At 42.5% G+C, this 18,719-nt stretch carries 12 protein-coding genes; 3 read left to right on the forward strand and 9 right to left on the reverse strand.

All coding sequences use genetic code 11. The annotated features are described in order from the left end of the window. Nucleotides 1–18 precede the first annotated feature (18 nt). The 7 genes from ACM0OT_RS05125 to ACM0OT_RS05155 all read right to left on the reverse strand — a co-directional run bounded on the left by ACM0OT_RS05125 (nucleotide 19) and on the right by ACM0OT_RS05155 (nucleotide 13,375). Nucleotides 19–5,544, reverse strand: coding sequence for an AAA family ATPase (locus ACM0OT_RS05125; RefSeq protein ID WP_414563281.1), 5,526 nt, complete (start codon nucleotides 5,542–5,544; stop codon nucleotides 19–21). Between the two features lie 303 nt (nucleotides 5,545–5,847). After that, nucleotides 5,848–7,182 carry a hypothetical protein gene (locus ACM0OT_RS05130; RefSeq protein ID WP_414563282.1) on the reverse strand — a complete coding sequence of 445 codons (1,335 nt, stop codon included), beginning with the start codon at nucleotides 7,180–7,182 and terminating at the stop codon, nucleotides 5,848–5,850. Nucleotides 7,183–7,211: 29 nt separating this feature from the next. Further along, nucleotides 7,212–10,682, reverse strand: a complete 3,471-nt coding sequence (locus tag ACM0OT_RS05135) for a response regulator (protein ID WP_414563284.1) — start codon at nucleotides 10,680–10,682, stop codon at nucleotides 7,212–7,214. 969 nt (nucleotides 10,683–11,651) lie between these two features. Then, nucleotides 11,652–11,822: a DDE transposase family protein gene (locus tag ACM0OT_RS05140; protein ID WP_414563286.1), complete on the reverse strand. Its 171-nt coding sequence runs from the start codon at nucleotides 11,820–11,822 to the stop codon at nucleotides 11,652–11,654. A 7-nt stretch (nucleotides 11,823–11,829) separates the two neighbouring features. Continuing rightward, complete coding sequence (grpE, locus tag ACM0OT_RS05145; RefSeq protein ID WP_414563287.1) at nucleotides 11,830–12,474, reverse strand: nucleotide exchange factor GrpE; 645 nt, start codon at nucleotides 12,472–12,474, stop codon at nucleotides 11,830–11,832. Nucleotides 12,475–12,509: 35 nt separating this feature from the next. Beyond that, nucleotides 12,510–13,001 (reverse strand): Dps family protein, encoded by a 492-nt coding sequence (locus ACM0OT_RS05150; protein ID WP_414563289.1) that lies wholly within the window; start codon nucleotides 12,999–13,001, stop codon nucleotides 12,510–12,512. 110 nt (nucleotides 13,002–13,111) lie between these two features. Next, nucleotides 13,112–13,375: a ParB N-terminal domain-containing protein gene (locus tag ACM0OT_RS05155; protein WP_414563421.1), complete on the reverse strand. Its 264-nt coding sequence runs from the start codon at nucleotides 13,373–13,375 to the stop codon at nucleotides 13,112–13,114. Nucleotides 13,376–13,474: 99 nt separating this feature from the next. Between ACM0OT_RS05155 and ACM0OT_RS05160 the strand changes: the two genes are divergently transcribed. Continuing rightward, entirely contained in the window at nucleotides 13,475–15,139 is a 1,665-nt protein-coding gene (locus tag ACM0OT_RS05160) for a SpoIID/LytB domain-containing protein (protein ID WP_414563291.1), read from the forward strand. A gap of 317 nt (nucleotides 15,140–15,456) precedes the next feature. Here ACM0OT_RS05160 and ACM0OT_RS05165 read toward each other — a convergent pair whose 3' ends face one another. Then, entirely contained in the window at nucleotides 15,457–15,756 is a 300-nt protein-coding gene (locus tag ACM0OT_RS05165; protein WP_414563293.1) for a ferredoxin, read from the reverse strand. A gap of 736 nt (nucleotides 15,757–16,492) precedes the next feature. On the opposite strand from ACM0OT_RS05165, the gene ACM0OT_RS05170 reads away from it, so the two are divergent. Further along, complete coding sequence (locus ACM0OT_RS05170; RefSeq protein WP_414563295.1) at nucleotides 16,493–17,509, forward strand: Gfo/Idh/MocA family protein; 1,017 nt, start codon at nucleotides 16,493–16,495, stop codon at nucleotides 17,507–17,509. Beyond that, nucleotides 17,509–18,273 carry a type I methionyl aminopeptidase gene (gene map, locus ACM0OT_RS05175; protein ID WP_414563297.1) on the forward strand — a complete coding sequence of 255 codons (765 nt, stop codon included), beginning with the start codon at nucleotides 17,509–17,511 and terminating at the stop codon, nucleotides 18,271–18,273. The genes ACM0OT_RS05170 and map overlap by 1 nt, the downstream gene beginning before the upstream one ends. On the opposite strand, the gene ACM0OT_RS05180 is transcribed toward map, so the two are convergent. Continuing rightward, entirely contained in the window at nucleotides 18,270–18,602 is a 333-nt protein-coding gene (locus ACM0OT_RS05180; RefSeq protein ID WP_414563298.1) for a protease inhibitor I42 family protein, read from the reverse strand. The genes map and ACM0OT_RS05180 overlap by 4 nt on opposite strands. Nucleotides 18,603–18,719: the final 117 nt, after the last annotated feature.

Below are 18,719 nucleotides of genomic sequence, written 5' to 3' on the forward strand. Positions count from 1 at the left end.
AGTAACTTTGATTAGCGATCACTCTTTCAGAAAAACTTTTTGGTTTACTGATGATTGACGAATAGGTATTTGCAGCACAAATTCAGTGCCTTGATTGGGGATGGAAACACACTTTAATTTGCCACCGTGTTTTTCTGTGATAATTTGATAACTAATCGACATGCCCATTCCCGTCCCTTTACCAACGGATTTAGTGGTAAAAAATGGGTTAAATATTTTTTGTTGCACCTCCGAAGTTATACCTATACCATTGTCAATGATCGCAATTTCGATCCAGTTAGTATCGATAACTGAAGTCCGAATTTTTATTTGCTGCGGATTCGCTTCTATTTCCTCAAAATTCTGTTGAAGATTTTTCTCTTCGATTGCATCAATTGCATTTGTCAAAATATTCATAAATACTTGATTTAATTGTCCGGCATAACATTCGATTACAGGTAATTTGCCATAATCTTTAATAATCTCAATTGCCGGACACTCTGCTTTCTCTTTGAGGCGATGTTGCAATATCATCAGTGTACTATCGATACCTGCGTGGATATCAACCTGTTTAAATTCAGCTTCGTCCATGCGAGAAAAAGTTCGCAGCGATAAAACAATTTCGCGGATGCGCTCAGTCCCCACTTGCATCGATTTGAGCGTTTTGGGTAAGTCTTTCTGAAGAAAATCTAAATCTATTTCATCTAATAATTCTGGAATTTCCACCTGGTTGATATTGGACTGTTGATAGAGATTGACCAACTTTAATAAATCTTGTGTATATTGTTTCACATGGCTAATATTCCCGTGAATAAAATTGACAGGGTTATTAATTTCGTGAGCGATTCCAGCCACCAATTGTCCCAAACTCGACATTTTTTCTGATTGAAGTAGTTGGGTTTGAGTGCGTTGTAATTCTTGCAAGATTGATTCTAGCTGAGTTGCTTTTTCGGTGAGTTCTTGGGTGCGTTCGGATACTTTTTGCTCCAAAGTATGGGAATATTTCTCTAATTGGCAATACAACTGGGCATTTTCCAGGGAGATAGCTGCTTGGGCAGTAAGGAGTTGAATGACTTGCAGGCGATCGCTCGTAAATGCGCCCACGGTTAAGTTATTTTCTAAGTACAGGATGCCAATTAATTTTCCTTGCTGGCTAATGGGAGTACATAATACGGATTTGGGTTGGTGGGTAATAACATAGCGATCACCTGCAAATTGTGCTGAATAGCTCAAGTTTTCAAACACAGTCGTCTGTTGTGTCCGCGCTACCGCATAAATCACACTTTGGGGAATTTCCTGACATTGTTCGAGGAGAATTTCTAACCTGTGTGTTTGCATTGAATCGGCTTGAGCAACTACTAACCATTGTTCGTCTTGGCGGACAATTAAACGACCGATTTGCGCTCCCGCCAAAGTGATCGCCATCTGTATCAAGGTTGCTAACAGTTTCTCTAACTCAATTTCTTGTGAGATAGCTTGTGCTGCTTTCATTACCGCCGGAAAATCTAACCATAAATTCTGGCTGCTGTTGACGTTAGTGAAACTTCTCATCAAGGTTGGGGCGATGGTTCCCTCATGGGTGATAGGAAGGGTAGGAGCTTGGAGAATAGCTGCTAGTAATTGGGGATATTTTTGTTCTAAATGAGTGATTTTGGCTTTTGCTCCCCAGCGAGCATAACAGTAGTAAGCATCTGCGATGTGAATTTGAGCAAATTGCTTTTTACCCCAATCTAGGTAAAACTTAGATGCCAGTTCGTTAGCTAGGGCTTCTTCTTGGATGTAGCCGTTTTCTTTGGCGAGAGCGATAGCACGATCATACATCTCCATTGCCTCAATTTTTTCCCCTAAAATCCGATGTCGCTCTGCTTCCACCAAATAAAATTTGTGTAAATGATTCATCGGGGCATGGTCTGCCCATGCCTTTAGTTTCTGTTGATTGACTGCTATTTTGTCAAGATACCGAGCCTGCTCAGTTTCATTTATTGATGAATACAACTTCAGATAAATCAGAGAACTGTAAAAACAGAACAGTGCGATGGCAAACATCCCCACCATACTGTCGGCATAGGACTCGACTAAAGCAGCGTAATTTGCTGCCTGCTGGTATTGCCCGAACAAGCAGGAGAGAACTGTTTTGTTGTAGTACAAGTAATAGAGGGCAGTACGATGATTTGATTGTTGGAGCGTTGGCAATGTCTGTGTTTCAGTATAGACTTCCCCATCTAAGCGGCAGGGATCGTCAGACTGTCCCAGCAAGTTCAAAACGGTTTGATGATAGATTGCTTGATAATTGAGCGCTGTTTCCTGTTTCAGCTGTAAGAGTCCCTGCCGATAGGTTTCCATCTCTGCTGCCAAAGTTGGCAGTTCATGACCCGCAAAGTAGGCGTTGGCACAATACATTTGGGCATTTAAGGCACTACTCTCTAAGTCCCCGGTTTCTAAACCCACTTGATATGCCTCGCGGAAGAAAGGTAATCGGCTACTGAGGGATTCTTTCCAATGGCTAATATAGCTATGCACAATAAAATAGGTGCGACATTTGCAAGCCTTTTCTTGGAAGCGATCAAGGATATTTAACGCTAGTTGCCCAAACTGATAGCCCGCATCCAAATCGCCGACGATGCCGCAAAGCACCAACCCATAATCGGCGTAGGAAAAGGCAGAAACTTCACAGTTACCCTCCGCAATACATAAATTGATTTGTTCAAAGATCAGTAATGGCATCAAGATTGGAAACGATTGATAGGCAGGGGCAATCATTTGGGTTAAGATTCGCATTGCCGCTAGCTTACTAGGATCGGTCATCACTGCTAAATCCAATAAACTAGGAATGGAAAGGTCTTTCCACTTTAATAAAGTTTGCTCCAAGGCTTGCCCAATATCCGCAGACGTTGGCTGTTCTGGAAACTCTACCCCCAGTAGTTTGAGCAATTGCAGCCCAATCTGAATCGATTCTCGTAATTGCCCTTGAGCTTTTGCTCCCAACATCTTGATTTCATAAACCCGAATCTTCTCGATGAAGCTATCTGTATGAGATAGAAATATTGCTGCGAGTTGCTCCATTTGCTCGTAATTTGTATTCAAATAAGCAACTTCTGTGGCTAACTCATAGATCGTCCTAGTTAAGTCAGTCTGAGACTGCCAACTATCTTCTGGCAAAAGTTCAATGCAGATTTCTAAATACTGAGTCGCCGCACCATAAGCAGTTGATGTTTTAGCCTTTTGAACTGCCATCAAATTCAAGTGCAAGAGTTGATCTCGCTCTGCTGCTTGAATAATTAAGCCTCGTCCCATATTCAATTGGTTGACAATGGCAAATATCTGCTCTTCTCGTTCTGCTGCTGAGGTATTTCTGAGCAGAAGCCAACCAATTTTTAAGTGTGTAGACTGTTTTTGGTTTTCTGGAATTATCAAATAAGCAGCTTGTTGGACGCGATCATGCAGAAACTTGTAATGGGCAACCTGGGCATTTAGATCAACATTCTGCACTGCTTCCCCGATGTAAAACTTGTAGATTTCACTCTGGGACAGAATTAGTCCTTCTTGCAGGGCTGTCCATAATGCCGTTGCAATTTCGATTGTGGATTGTTCCGCAATGATCGCCAATGTATTTAAATCAAAAGAGTTGCCAATACAAGCCGCCAACTTGAGAATGTTTTGGGTGATTTCTGGTAACTTTTGCAACTGGGTAGCCATCAATTCCACCACATCATCTGTCAGTGCTGCTTCCCGCACCCGCACAATATCACATTGCCAATGTCTAGCTTGGGTATCAAAAGTAATCAGTTGGTCTTGATGCAGCGCCTTGAGAAACTGGGTGGTAAAAAAGGGATTACCCTGGGTTTTTTGATACACCAATTCTGTTAAGGGTTGAGCTAAGGCGATAGCTTCGCTTGCACCTGCGGTGGCACAGTTGAGGGTATCGGCTACCAAGTGATTGAGACTGTCGTGGCTTAAGGGTTTCAAGGTGATGGTATTTACCTTTGTCCCGGTTTTGGTGATCGCATCTAAAGTCAGCATCAATGGATGTGCGGCAAAAACTTCATTATCTCGGTAAGCACCAATCATCAGCAGATAGCCTGTTCCCGACTCCGCCATTAGCAGTTGGATTAAATTCAATGAAGCAGAATCCGCCCACTGCAAGTCATCCAAAAACATGACTAATGGATGTTCCGGCTGGGTAAAAACTTGAATAAACTTTTGAAATAGTAAATTAAACCGATTTTGGGCGGCGATCCCCGATAGTTCTGGTGCAGATGGTTGCACTCCAATGATGCGTTCTAATTCAGGAATCACATCAATGATGACTTGTCCATTCTCCCCTACAGCTTGTAAAATTTTATTTTTCCAACTTGACAATTGAGCATCACTTTCACTCAACAATTGCCCCATTAAATCACGGAACGTTTGCACAAATGCCGAAAAAGGAATGTTGCGATTGAATTGATCAAATTTGCCTTTAATAAAATAGCCCCGTCGCTGGACAATGGGCTTGTGAACTTCGTTGACGATCGCAGTTTTGCCAATACCAGAAAAACCAGCAACCAGCATCACTTCACTGTTCCCTTGAGAAACTTGCTCAAATGCAGCCAATAATTGCTCAACCTCGATTTCTCGACCATAGAGTTTTTCGGGAATCAGGAAGCGATCGCAAATATCCCTCTGACCAATTTCAAAATAGTTAATTTTGCCAGTTTCTTTGCGTTGATACAAACAAGTTTCTAAATCGTGCTTTAATCCCAAAGCACTCTGATATCTATCTTCGGCGTTTTTCGCCATTAATTTGAAAATAATATCAACAATAACCTGGGGAATATTCATTCCCTCTCGCTCCCTGGAGTTTATCAGGATCAGGTTAGGGTGAGGTATATTTATGTTGGGCGGTTGTTTGGCAATATGACAATGCACCAACTCCATCGGGTCATCAGAGATAAATGGTAACTCTCCCGTTAGTAATTCATAAAAAGTCACACCCAAAGAATAAAAATCACTACGGTAGTCTATCCCTCGGTTCATCCTTCCAGTTTGTTCGGGAGAAATATAAGCAAGTGTACCTTCTAAGACATTGGGACTTTTAATTTCTTGGTTTTCTTTGGCAAGTAATGAAGCGATACTAAAGTCGATGAGTTTAACTTGCTTGGTATCGGGATTAATCAGAATATTGGCAGGTTTGATATCTTTATGAATAATGCGATCGCGGTAGAGTCTGTCTAAGGTGTCACACACAGCGATCGCAATTTGTAAAAATTCATCTAGAGATGGGACATGATTATTGTTGGCGAAATAACTCTTGAGGGAAATTCCCCCAAAGTCTTCCATCACTAATATATGGCCATTTTTGAACCGTTCTAGGCTGTAGGTTTGGACGATTCCCGGATAGTTGAGATTTTTGGCGATGGTGTATTGATTGCGAAATTGTACTAGTTCGCTAAAGCTGGGATAAGGATTTTTCAGCAGTTTGATGACTATAGATAATGAATCGGTCTCTCGATTCCCTCGATAAACCAGGGTTCTCGAACCATCATAAAGTTTTTCACTAAGGCAATATCCAGGAATGCTAATCATACTACCAAATTCTTAAGCACTAGATTTAGTATTCCCATACACACCAAATATTTTATGGGGTCAAATGAGCAGTGATTCCATAGTGATAGTCTTTCCGGCAGTGGATACCGCACTTTCAAGGAGTTCTGTTCTATACATTGCACGTGTTACCCGGTTGGCGTGGAGCTTTCCCGAACCTGGTTAGCTATGGGATTCGTTTAATTAACGCCAGTGGCTACAAGTCGGGCGTTACCTGCCCAACGGACTGCTTCACCACAGTGATTTCTCCCCAATGCACTGGCTCTTTTTGACTTCACGGCGGCACTAGTTGCGGTTAACGGGCTGAATCGTGATGCGTACAAACAGGTTACTCAATTCTGGTTTGGAGCCATCGTTATTTTGGGCTGGCAAAAAGTTATCGTTTTTGAAAATATCGTTGGCGACTTCCTCATACAACCTTTTTTCACTTTGTAGACTTACTGGTTCTATTTCTAAAACTGTAGCCTGTTGAAAGTTGCCATTTTGATCGATTACCAAGCTAACGAGGAACTGTGCAGGCTGAAGCACAGAAGCACCAGGTTGAAAGGTGGCGTCTAGTTGTTTGGTGTTACTTCCCTTGTATATAGCTAGAACATCGGGTAGACCGTCTGGTCTTAATCTCCCCTCTTGTATTAACTGGCGTACTTCCGTTTCAAGCAAAGGCGCAACAGTGGCGATCGCTCCTCCCTCTGAGCTAGTGTTTGCAGTTTCCTCAGGAGGTGTAGGTGCTGTTGCGGCTTCTGGTGTATTTGCAGTTTCCCCAGGAGGTGTCGGTGTTGCGGCTTCTGGTGTATTTGCAGTTTCCCCAGGAGGTGTCGGTGTTGCGGCTTCTGGTGTATTTGCAGTTTCCTCAGGAGGTGTCGGTGCTGTTGCGGCTTCTGGTGTATTTGCAGTTTCCCCAGGTTCAGTATCAGAAACTTGTGGCTGTTCTGATGGAATAGATGGAATATCTGTCGGTAGTGGTGTGCCTTTTCCTAGTTCTACTTCCTGACGACGGTTCCAAGGAAGATCACCAACTGGAATTGTCGGTGTGGGTATGGGTGTAGGCGTCAGTGTCGGTGTCGCAGTGGGTGTCGGTGTTGGTGTCGGTGTGGGTATGGGTGTCGGTGTGAACCCTGGCATTGCAGCTATTCTGTCAGAAAAGATTTCCGTATCAGGTTGAGGAGCATCAGCAGTACTCTCTTCTTGGACACTAGAATCAGAATCTATCACCTCAGTTTCCTGAGTATTTGGTGTGACTGGGGTAGTTTTTGGTAGTTGTTCTGGTACAGACTGTTGAGTTGAAACTGGTGGTTTGGGAGAGATTTTTTGAGCTTGTAAGTTAGGTGTTTCGGGAGTTATTTCGGGAGGTGTTTCGGGAGGTGTTTCCTGGGGAGAAATGTCAATCAATTCAATGGGAACAAAGGCTTGGCTTTGCTGGGGAAACCACGGTTTAAAACCCTCAGATGAGCGCATGAACCAGAAAACTAACAAATGCAAGGAAAGTGAACCTATAGTTACAGCAATCCACAAACTTGGTGGATCAGTGTGTCTCCTCCAGTTTTTGGGGGAAATAGGAGTTTTGTCTGTAACCGATGGTGTCATATTTGAACCCAGATATGATTCGGTGTTCTTGCTCATTGCTCATGCCATGAAATCCAGCTTTCATCTTAACGATTAGCCATCAGCTCTGGTGTCACAGCAAAGGTCAAAACTGTTTCATCTACTCCTTTGAGCTTTAACGGACTACCTTTAATAATTTCTTCGTCCTGTAAATAATCTGCCACGGCGGCAGAAACAAGAATTGTGCCGGGAACAGCGGCAGCCTGTAATCTAGCTGCTATGTTAACGCTCGGCCCAATAGCTGTATAATCAGCACGTTCAGCACTACCAAACATCCCCACAACTGCCGTACCTTGGTGAATACCGCAGCGAAACTGTACGCCTTTATGGGTGTGACTTTCAAAAAGTCCTTGGTCTTGCCAGCGCTGGTTTAATCGAGTAAGTGAGCTTTGCATTGCTCTGGCTGTACTGATGGCACGGCGCACCTGTTCATTGGGGGTGAGTTCCTCTGGTGCGCCGTATAAAGATAAAATAGCGTCTCCCATAAATTTATCGACAGTGCCGCCATTTTCAAAGACGACTTTGGTCATGGCTTCTAAATATTCATTAAGCAATTCTGCTACTCGTCGGGATCTCAGGGTATTTGCTAACTGAGTAAAACCTACAATGTCACTAAATAAAACTGTGATTAAGCGCGGTTCTGGTCGCAAATCTAGTGTTAAAGTGCCGGCTGCGGCTTTTTGCACCAATGCAGTCGGTAAAAAGCGTTTTAATACTGATTCTGTGAGGTAAGTATTTAACTCCACAACCCGCCGTTCATTGGCCTTCAAAGCTAAAAGATTCCTCACTTCTGCCAGAAGTTCCCGGTCATTAAATGGTTTAGCTAAATAAGCATCTGCACCATGTTCTGTGCTTTCGATGCGGGTTTCTTCATCAACTTTCGCTGTGAGGAGAATAATCGGTGTTCCTCGCAAATTCTCCTCTTTACGGATCATCTGAATCATTTCTAGTCCTGTCACCAAGGGCATCATCAAGTCAGTGACGATCAAGCTGGGTGTATTTTCCTGGGCTTTACCGAATCCTTCATATCCGTTACGAGCTGTGATCACTTGATAACCGTGGCGACGGAGTATATCAGATACATAAATTCGTAAGTCTGGATTGTCGTCTACAACTAAGATAGAGTGCTGTGTGCTGTGTATTCCTTGCGGTGTGTCAGAATTAGATGATATTTCTTTTGTAATAATTTCAATAGTGTCTGTAGTTGATTCTACTAGTTCTAAATCAGCTAATTCCACACTAGCGCGACTGGTGTTGAGTTCAACAGGAGTTTCTAGTATTTGCTCTGGCGGTAAATGAGAATTGCCAATGACTAGCCATAAGGTAAAGGTTGTGCCTTCTCCATAGGCTGAGTTTACTGTGACTTTGCCGCCGTGTAGTTCTACTAATTCTTTAACTAAGGCTAAACCCAAACCACTGCCTTCATAGGAACGATTTGCTGAACCTTCGGCTTGACGGAAGCGCTCAAATAGTTGGGGAATTTGTTCTTGAATAATGCCAATTCCTGTGTCTTGGACTTGTAATTGACAATGGTTTTCTGTCGATTGCAGTTTGACGCTGATAGTGCCACCATCAGGTGTGAACTTCATGGCATTTGACAGCAGGTTATAAACCACTTTGTCAAATTTTTCCATGTCTAGGTAAACCGTAGGACATGCACTCATTTGAGTAACTAAAATTAGTCCCTTTTTTTCGCAGTAGGGACGGAATGATTCGACAATTTGGCTGACAAATTCGACTAAATCACAAGGACGGAATTTTGGCTGCATTCGTCCAGCGTCTAGGCGTTGCAAATCTAGTAATTGGTTTACCAGTCGTAAGAGGCGGCGGGAGTTACGTAGAGCGATCGCACTTTGTTCATGAGATAATCCTTCACCAGTACTGACTGCTGATTCTAAAGGCCCTTGAATTAAGGTAATGGGAGTGCGAAATTCATGGGAAATATTCTGGAAAAATTCGGTTTTTTGTTTGTCTAGTTGTAACAAGCGCTCGGCTTGCTCACGAGTTTTTTGGTATAAACGTGATTGTTGCACGGCGATCGCGGCTTGGGCTGCGACTACTTTCGCTAGTTCAATATCAGATGACAACCACTTACGTATTTTATGACTTTCACTTAGAGTAATACTACCGATACATTTACCATCAGCCAGTAGAGGAACAAGCATGAGCGATCGCCCAGGCATTTTTAAAGGCAAATCATGACCTTGGATTGCTAGAGAACAATCGCTCATATCAGTAATTACCACTGGCTCTTGTGTCCGCAAAATTTCTTGAAAAATGGGATTGTTTTGAAAGGTGCGGGAGTCTGGTGATTCCTGATTGATCTGGTGATGATGATTATTTAAAATATTGTTTGCGGCTAGGCAAGAATTACCAGCATGTCGAGAACTATCATACAAGCCTACACAATGGACAAATTCATCTTCCTCAGTCCACAAAGACAACACACAGCCATCAACTTGTAAGGCTTGTCCCAATTGTTGTGTGATGGCTGCGAAAATATCTTCAGGATCTAAGCTAGAACGAATTGCCGTTGTAATTGTATTAATTAAAGCTTCTCGCTTGGCCAGGGCCCGCACCTGCTCGTAGGCATAAGCTTGAGACAGTGCTAAAGCGGCTTGATCTACTACCATCAATATCAGCTGTACTTCATCCTGCTCCCAAAAGCGGGGCTGGGCACACTGATGCAGTGCCAGTACGGCCATCAACTCTTGTTGGCAAATTAAAGGTAGTATTAAACTAGAGCAAATATTTGCTGTAGCAAAAGCCTCAGTTCTTTGCTGTAGTTCGGGCGTTTCTCCTTGGATGCGCGCATCATTGGCGACATCATAGATTACCTGAACTTCATGGGTTTCCCAAACAGTTTGAGCTAAAAGGGATGAGGTAGCAAAATTTCCCTCAACTTTTTCCTGGGGAGTGTTTTGGTAAATGAATTCTTCATCTACTAACTGTCCATCTTGAAAGGGACGTAATAGGCAAACATCCACCTCCAACATATGACCAACGGTATCGACAATTGCTTGTAAAATTTGCCGATAGTCTAAAGCACTGCGGATTGTATTGGTGACTGTGTTCAGCAGTGATTCTTGACGGAGGGTACGTGTTAGTTCACGGGTGCGGGCTTTGAGGACATTATGAGTGTCTAGGGCTTGGCGGACAACTGCTTTAAGTTCTTCCGCTTCCCAGGGTTTAGTAACATATTTAAAGACCTTACCAGCGTTAATGGCTTCTACTAGGTCTTCGACATCAGTGTAACCAGTTAAAATAATTCGGATAATATCTGGATATTGAGTTGCTGTCAGGCTCAGGAATTCTGTACCGCTCATGATCGGCATCCGTTGGTCGGATATGATCACTGAGACTTCTCCCTCTTGCGCTAGCAGATCCAATGCCGCTGGGCCGGAGGTGGCCCTCAACACCTTATAGTCGCGATAGAAGGTGCGGTAAAGCAAGTCAAGGTTGTCTGGTTCGTCATCAACAACCAAAATTTTGGGCTTACTGTTTGCTTGAGATTTCATGCACCGCTTTCCTGCTGCAACGGCAGTGGAATAAAGAATAATCTGATCAGATGGGAATATTTACGAGTCATCAAAGATGAAAGGAAGCAGGGGATAAGTAGCATGGGACGCTATTTTGTCAGTATATTTACATAACTCTAAACCAAGGACGTATTATTTCTCGTGCAATCATCTCGTTCGCGCAGCGTGCCGTAGGCATAATAAAACCTTTTTTCCTTTTCCATAAACAAATTTAGGCATCCTGAAACCGCTATGGTAGGGATAATTTTTACCCCTTGCCCCTAATATCTTTTATCCTGACTCTTTCGGTAATATCAGAGCCAAGAATTTTGACCAATGAGGCTGTTGGACTAAGTGACGGCTGAGTGTCAGAATATTTACTCACCGTAATTTGTTTCAATAGCTTGTACAGATTGCTAATTGCTCTAAGTAGAACAGGGTAAATAATTAAAGGTTTGTAGTGAGAACTAAAGTTCTCAAATCAGGACTAAAGTCCTAACTACGAACTGATTTTAGGTGAATTTACATTAGTTTACATAGTTTGGTTTTCTCAAGTCGTTCTACTTAATGGAGTGGAATTTACATACTGAGTTTTGGTGTCATAGAGTTGTTCCTTATTTGCCAACCTTTTCTGTACCTCCTTTTACGAGAAATTTCTCATACTATATACACAGACTCAGGCTGGCGGCAAAAACCATCTGAGGCTGCATATTAAGTTTTCCCGTTGCAGCAGTTTCACTAACACTTGCAGGTAAATTTTATTTACATCAACCATGGTAGAGTCAGCAACATGACAACAAATATGGTTTAGATGACAAAAATATAGTATCTCGTTCTACTTTAGCAATCAGAACCATTAACTAGAGTTGTCAGGTTCTTTTGTAGAGTGGCAATTGCCTAGCTAGTACTGAGGTTTGGGCACGCGATCGCCAGATGTCAGCAATGATTTAAACTGGGATGATGGGGAATTTATTGGGGTTGACACTTGCCAGCCCTGATCAATCCTACGCGATGAGCGATCGCTTCTTCCGCAGAAGTAAATGGCCCCCACTGTTCGAGAATTTCCGCATTATCTGCTTTAATTTGGTCGCTAGAGACGATTTGACAATGTCCAGTATTATTTTTAACAATAAACCACATAATTCTTTTAAATTAGACTGACTTTGGCTCGATAAAGTAGTTTGTCGCCTTGCAGGTAGCCGATGTAGCGCACCTTGACTGAATCACCTGGTTGTGCTGTACCTTCTATTAATTGGTGCAGTTGTGGATTATATGATACTTCTGATCCTACGGGGGCGATCGCTTCTATTCCCCAGGCTTGTAATAATTTTTCTAAAGGCTTCTGTACCAAAGGCACAATTTTAACTGCTGCTAGCTGAGGATTTTCCGTAGCTTTCTGGGCTGCTGTGGGCCATTGTAATAATAATGATTCCAGTAGTTGCAAACTCGACTGCTGAAATTCTTGCTGTAATACTTCTCGCTGCTGTTGCAGTTGTAAGAGCGATCGCTGGTATTCTGTGGTTAAATCTGCAATTTCTTGATGGGTAGATACTGGAGCCTGAGGATCAGGAGCAATAGGGACTGGGGAAAAGGTTTCGACTAATTCACTCAAGGAAACTTGTAACACTGGCGCTAACTTAAGTAGCACTTCCAGTCGCATCTGTTCTAATTTGCCTTGTCGCAACCGCAAAATTTGGCGTTCTGAAACACCAGCATGACGACTCAGCGCTTTAAAACTAGAAACATTCACACGTTGCATTAAATTTTGCAACTTTTCGGTGTAATTAGTCATTCTTGATTAGTCCCTATCTCCCTAGCCCCTAGCCTCTATTCTTCCAACAAACTTCTTAACATCCAAGCGGTTTTTTCATGAACTTGCATCCGTTGAGTCAATAAATCGGCGGTGGGTTCGTCGTTGACTTCTTCTAAAACTGGAAAAATTGACCGTGCAGTCCTCACTACAGCTTCTTGTCCTTCCACCAGTAAGCTAATCATGTCTTTAGCTTTGGGAACTCCAGGAGTTTCGGGAATTGAACTTAGTTTGACGTATTCGCTGTAAGTTCCGGGGGCGGGATAGCCTAGCGCTCTGATTCTTTCGGCAATTAAATCAACGGCTAAGGCTAGTTCTGTATACTGAGTCTCAAACATTAAGTGCAAGGTTTGGAACATCGGCCCTGTGACATTCCAATGAAAATTATGAGTTTTTAGATAGAGTGTATAGGTATCGGCTAACACGCGAGACAGCCCTTCGGCAATTTTGGCTCTGCTTTCTTCATCAATGCCGATATTGATGCTTTTAACTGTTGCTTGAGATGACATATTTTTTTCCCAGTTGATTATATGTTTTAGTGGAGTAACTTAACTATTGGCGGCTAACTTTGAATTTTCCGGATCTGCGATGCCAAATCACAAAGCTAAAATCCATTAACTCATGCTAAGTGCATCTTCAGAACGCTACGTGGCGCTTTCCGAACTCTGGCGAGAATGGTTTCTTTGCCTAAGCGTTGGCAAGCTTCATAACGATGGCAACCCGAAAAGCCATAATACTGTCCTTCTACTTCTAGGACATCTATTGGTTCTTGCTGCCCAATGGCGGCTATCGATTCCATTAAGGCTTGGACTTTATGGGCATCGTTGGCACGGGGTAATGGGCGTTTGATTTGATTCAAGGGAATTTCTTGAACTCTCATGATCACATTTGTTTTGTGTCTTTAAATAAATCATAGTCGTTATGACTTCGTTTTGCAAGTGATATTTGAGTAAAAATAGGTAACGGTATCATTGGAGCATTCATGCGACAACAGCACCGCATTACAAAGCAAGGGAAAAATCAGCCCCAAGGTACAAAGGGTAAGAATCAGATAATGATGAAATTTACATTCTGGCGTTTTTCTTACACAGTACTGACGACATTTTGTGTATTGGGGCTAACAGGTGCCTCAGCCATTGAGAGCAAAAATCAGGATTTAGAACTGAGAGTGGGGGTTGTGCAGCGACTGGGCGAGAATCCCCAATACCAGATGCAACTAGAACCCACCACAGGCGATCGCTTAACGCTAAAATTTACAGCAGGCAACCAGCAAAAGACTTTAGTCACCCAAAACCCCATCAAGCTGGAAACTGTCATGCAACCTTTAGCTAAACCTGAGGTGGAGGAGGTTGTGGTTTTAGGTACATACCGTACCTTTGAAACCGCAGAAAACAGTGCCGAAAAGTGGCGTTCTCAGGGAATCCAGGTAGAAATAGCCCAGCCAGAACGTTGGCAAGTTTGGGCTAAACGGGATGTTTACAATACGCCTTTACTACGACGCTTGTTATTCCAGAGTGTACAAGCTGGGGGTAAGGAAATGGCATATATCGACACCAAGATTGTGTCACAAGTGCCGCGAGTCAGTTGGGAAATCAACGGTAACCGCTACAGCCCCAATGATTTACAAATTAGTACAGACAAAAACTTGATTCAGGTAAAGAAGGGCGAAAAGCTAGAAACTTCTCGTCTTTATCCAGGCCGTTTGACTTTGCAGCCAAATGCCTATGGTACATATACTTTAGTCAATGAAGTCCCTTTAGAAAGCTATTTACGTGGGGTAGTTCCTCACGAAATTGGCACCAATGCGCCAGCAGCAGCCGTAGAAGCCCAAGCAGTTATCGCTCGGACTTATGCTTTGAGAAATTTACGTCGGTTTGCCATAGATAACTATCAGTTGTGTGCGGATACACATTGCCAAGTTTATTACGGGCTGAGTGGAACAAGTCCTAATACCGACAAGGCGATCGCTGCCACCAAGGGCATGGTATTAACTTATAATAATCAGCTAGTAGATGCTCTGTATTCTTCCACTACTGGGGGCGTTACCGCTTACTTTAGCGATGTCTGGAATGGTGAAGATCGTCCTTATTTACGCCCAGTAGTAGACTCTGCTACTAATTTGTGGAACTTATCTCAGCAGAGTTTAGCGGATGAAACCAATTTTCGCAAATTTATTAATCGCAAAGAAGGATTTAATGAAAGTGCCTGGAAAACCTTTCGTTGGCATAGGGAAACTCCTATAGAGGATATTACCAAGCTCTTACAAAAATTCTTGACTATCAAAAATAGCCCCTATGCCAAATTTAACACCCTAGAGGCTATGTCTATAGTGAAGCGTAGTAAAAGTGGACGTATTTTGGAAATGGCGGTGAAGACTGATCTCGGCATTTTTACTCTAGAGAAAGACGAAATTCGTAGCGCCTTTGCAGCTCCTATTAGTACACTTTTTTACATAGAACCCCTCAACAAAGGCAAACCTGATATCTGGGGATATGCGTTTATTGGTGGTGGGTTCGGGCATGGAGTCGGCTTAAGTCAAACTGGCGCCCAAAATTTAGCCAAGCTAGGTTGGTCAAATCCGAAAATTTTGCAATTTTATTATCCCGATACTGAAATTCAAAATCTCAGCAACAATGTCAAGTTTTAAAACTATCAGAGAGTTCAATCGATATTGGATTAATCTGAGAAACAGGGTTTTTGCTACTTGGGCATAAAGGAACATCAGCAAATAAATTATCCCATCTTGTGGTATGGGCATTTTGCCAGACTTTACTGATTACCGGGCAAGATACCTGCACCACAAGAAATTTGTGGATATTTTTATTTGACAGTCCTTCAAGGAAATTTAATGATCCCTGGGACAAAAACCCGGTTTTTTAAACAGAGGGGTGCAAGGCCTTACACCCCCACTAAATCGCTAGTAACTCTTGCAAGCAAGAGATGGTTAATTCACACACCTAACTCCTAGTAGAGTTCTTCTTCTTTGTGGGTTTCAATTGTACAGTCAGAAGTTGGATAAGCGACACAGGTCAACACATATCCAGCTTCAATTTGATCATCGTCTAAGAAAGATTGGTCAGACTGGTCAACGGTACCGCCTTTGATTTTACCTGCACAAGTTGAGCAAGCACCCGCACGACAAGAGTAGGGTAGGTCCAGACCCGCTTCTTCAGCAGCATCTAGAATATACACATCATCGTCGCATTCGATGGTTTGGTTTAATCCTTCAGATTCGTTGATCAGTGTGACTTTAAAAGTAGCCATTCAGTAATCCTCTCTTTTGCAAACGGCAGTATAAGTTATCCTGAAGCAATCTCAACAGCTTCCCTTATGGATTAGCCGTTAAATTAAACTTGCTTCAATTCTGATACTACGAGAAAAATTCCAGGTTATAACTTTAAATCGTCCGCGATTAGTAATGAAGTTTAGTTAGTAAATAACAATAAGTTTTTTTTATACATCTAACAGCCTCACCATGCTTTGATGTGTAAAAACGATGAGTTAAAAATAGAACCTAGATGCAGCCAAAAAATTACAGAGGATATTGAGGGAGTTGATAGTTCTTTGTAGCTGCTTTATTTATCAGAGTAAAGACTGGGAAAAGCAACACCGAGAATATTTTCAGATGCATTACAGGGGAGTGTATCAGGAAAATGTTTAGTACCACCATGAATTTCCTGAGTGTAAATATTCAAGAACATCAAACCTGTACCCGGACTTCATGAACTGCAACAGGTGTTAGGAGTTGTAGAACAAGCTAGCATGGCATAGTTACCACAGGCACACAGTAAGGGACTGGCAAAGGGACTTCCAATTAAAAAAATAATCAATCGGTAGGGGAGCAGGGAGCAGGGAGAAAATAAATTTGACAGTCGTATTGGATGCAGGAATTGAGTAATTTAATTTTTGGAAGTCTCTAAACTGAAAGTGGCTTACCCATGAACAAAGTATTTCCCATATTCTAGACGTGTGATGGTCAAAAATAGAACCATTGAGGATCATGTATAATTCAGAGGCAGCTTTGGAAACAGCAAAAGTGCGCGTGGGTTTGATTGGTACTGGATATGCGGCAAAACTCCGAGCAGAAGCACTAGTTTGTGATGAGCGATCGCAGCTAGTAGCCATCGCCGGACATCGACCAGAAATCACGGCAGCATTGGCGAAAGAATATCACACGGAAGCATTGAGTTCTTGGCAGGAATTAATAGAGCGCGAAGATGTAGATTTGGTGGTCATTTCCACAATTAATCGTGATCATGGGGCGATCGCCAAAGCAGCGTTGTTACAGGATAAACACGTAGTCGTTGAGTATCCTTTAGCTATAGATTTCACAGTAGCTGAAGAAATTCTCGCCTTAGCCAAAGCACAAAAAAAATTCTTGCACGTTGAACATATCGAACTCTTAGGCGGATTACATCAAGCCTTAAAACAAAACATAGAAAAAATAGGCGATGTCTTCTATGTTTCCTACAGCACCATCAATCCTCAGCATCCTGCACCGCGTAAGTGGACTTATAATCATGAACTTTTTGGTTTTCCTTTAATTGGTGCGCTTTCCCGATTGCATCGACTCACCGATTTGTTTGGTAAAGTTTTTACAGTTAACTGTCACCAAAGATATTGGGAAACAGAAGATGAATACTACCAAACCTGTTTTTGTAATAGTCAACTATGCTTTGACAGTGGACTGTTAGCAGAAGTCGTTTATGGCAAAGGCGAAACTATTTGGCAACCAGAACGCAAATTTGAGGTTCACGGCGAAAAGGGGGGTTTAATTTTTGAAGGCAACAGCGGATTTTTAATTCAGGCAGAGGAAAAAACACCCATAGAGGTTGGTACTCGTCGGGGTTTGTTTGCTAAAGATACAAGTATGGTGTTAGATCATCTCTTGCATGGCTCTGATTTGTACGTTACCCCAGAGGAGAGCCTGTATACCCTCAAAGTTGCTGATGCTGCTCAAAGAGCTGCACAGACAGGTTTCACTATATTTATGACAGATACGTTAGCCGAAAGTTAATGAAAACCGAACCAATTGTTATTTTATCCACAAGAGAACTTAATAAAATGCGTCAAGCAGGACGCTTGGCAGCTCAACTATTACAGCATCTCGAACCAATGGTGAAGCCAGGGGTGACGACTCTCCAGCTCAACGATGAAGCCGAACGTTGGACGCAAGCTCATGGAGCAAAAAGCGCACCTCTAGGTTATAAAGGCTATCCCAAGTCTATTTGTACCAGTGTGAATGAGGTCGTATGTCACGGTATTCCTAATAACAGGCAAATACTCAAAGATGGTGACATCATCAATATCGACGTGACGCTGATTGTGGAAGGCTACCACGGCGACACATCCAAAACATTTTTTGTCGGTACACCTTCCCCCATAGCGAAAAAGTTGGTTGAAGTCACCGAAGAATGTCGTCGCTTAGGTATTGCCGAAGTCAAACCAGGGGCCAAAATTGGCGACATTGGGGCAGCAATCCAAGAATATGCCGAATCTCAGGGCTTTTCTGTGGTGCGAGATTTTGTCGGACACGGCATTAGTAATATTTTTCATACTGCGCCGGATATTCCCCATTATGGGACACGTGGTAAAGGCAAACGTTTAAGACCAGGGATGGTTTTTACCATTGAACCCATGATTAACGAAGGTACTTGGGAAGTCGAAGTACTGGATGATAATTGGACTGCTGTCACAGGCGATCGCAAACTATCCGCCCAATGTGAGCATACCTTAGCCGTGACAGAAGATGGTGTAGAAATCCTGACTCTTGCCGATTAATGAATCTGCACATTGAGCCGGTAAGTTTTCAGAGGAGGAATATTGCTTTCCCAGGGGCGTAAATAGTGGAGTTCTACAGAAGTAAAACCTGTATCTTGTGCTAAGAAGCGGAAAACCTGATTTTCCGTTGCTCCTGGTGCTTCCTCTTCTAATGGTTCTAATACCGAATCTCCTACAGGTTGAAGTTTGTCTGCATCGTTTTTGATAATTTGCCAACCGTAGCCTATACCTGGATTTGATAACAGTTGGATAATCAAAGTATTACCTTTTTCCAGAGTAATTTGCTGATCATGATTGGTGTCATCAACAGTTATTTCAGAAACAGCCATTTCAGAGTTTGATATAGAAGTATTAGAAGTAACTTGTACTTGTAAAGCGAGACTCAAGAGAGTTAGCAGACAAATAATTATAAAAAATCTGGGTAAAACTCGCTTAATCGAATTCAT

Source organism: Anabaena sp. CCY 9613, from assembly GCF_963920895.1.
GTDB lineage: Bacteria > Cyanobacteriota > Cyanobacteriia > Cyanobacteriales > Nostocaceae > Cyanocohniella.

Excerpts from the sequence above, each read along its gene's own strand:
- ACM0OT_RS05125 (WP_414563281.1), bottom strand. The coding sequence starts at position 5,544 with ATGATTAGCATTCCTGGATATTGCCTTAGTGAAAAACTTTATGATGGT.
- ACM0OT_RS05130 (WP_414563282.1), bottom strand. The coding sequence starts at position 7,182 with ATGAGCAAGAACACCGAATCATATCTGGGTTCAAATATGACACCATCG.
- ACM0OT_RS05135 (WP_414563284.1), bottom strand. The coding sequence starts at position 10,682 with ATGAAATCTCAAGCAAACAGTAAGCCCAAAATTTTGGTTGTTGATGAC.
- ACM0OT_RS05140 (WP_414563286.1), bottom strand. The coding sequence starts at position 11,822 with ATGTGGTTTATTGTTAAAAATAATACTGGACATTGTCAAATCGTCTCT.
- grpE (WP_414563287.1), bottom strand. The coding sequence starts at position 12,474 with ATGACTAATTACACCGAAAAGTTGCAAAATTTAATGCAACGTGTGAAT.
- ACM0OT_RS05150 (WP_414563289.1), bottom strand. The coding sequence starts at position 13,001 with ATGTCATCTCAAGCAACAGTTAAAAGCATCAATATCGGCATTGATGAA.
- ACM0OT_RS05160 (WP_414563291.1), top strand. The coding sequence starts at position 13,475 with ATGCGACAACAGCACCGCATTACAAAGCAAGGGAAAAATCAGCCCCAA.
- ACM0OT_RS05165 (WP_414563293.1), bottom strand. The coding sequence starts at position 15,756 with ATGGCTACTTTTAAAGTCACACTGATCAACGAATCTGAAGGATTAAAC.
- ACM0OT_RS05170 (WP_414563295.1), top strand. The coding sequence starts at position 16,493 with ATGTATAATTCAGAGGCAGCTTTGGAAACAGCAAAAGTGCGCGTGGGT.
- map (WP_414563297.1), top strand. The coding sequence starts at position 17,509 with ATGAAAACCGAACCAATTGTTATTTTATCCACAAGAGAACTTAATAAA.
- ACM0OT_RS05180 (WP_414563298.1), bottom strand. The coding sequence starts at position 18,602 with ATGGCTGTTTCTGAAATAACTGTTGATGACACCAATCATGATCAGCAA.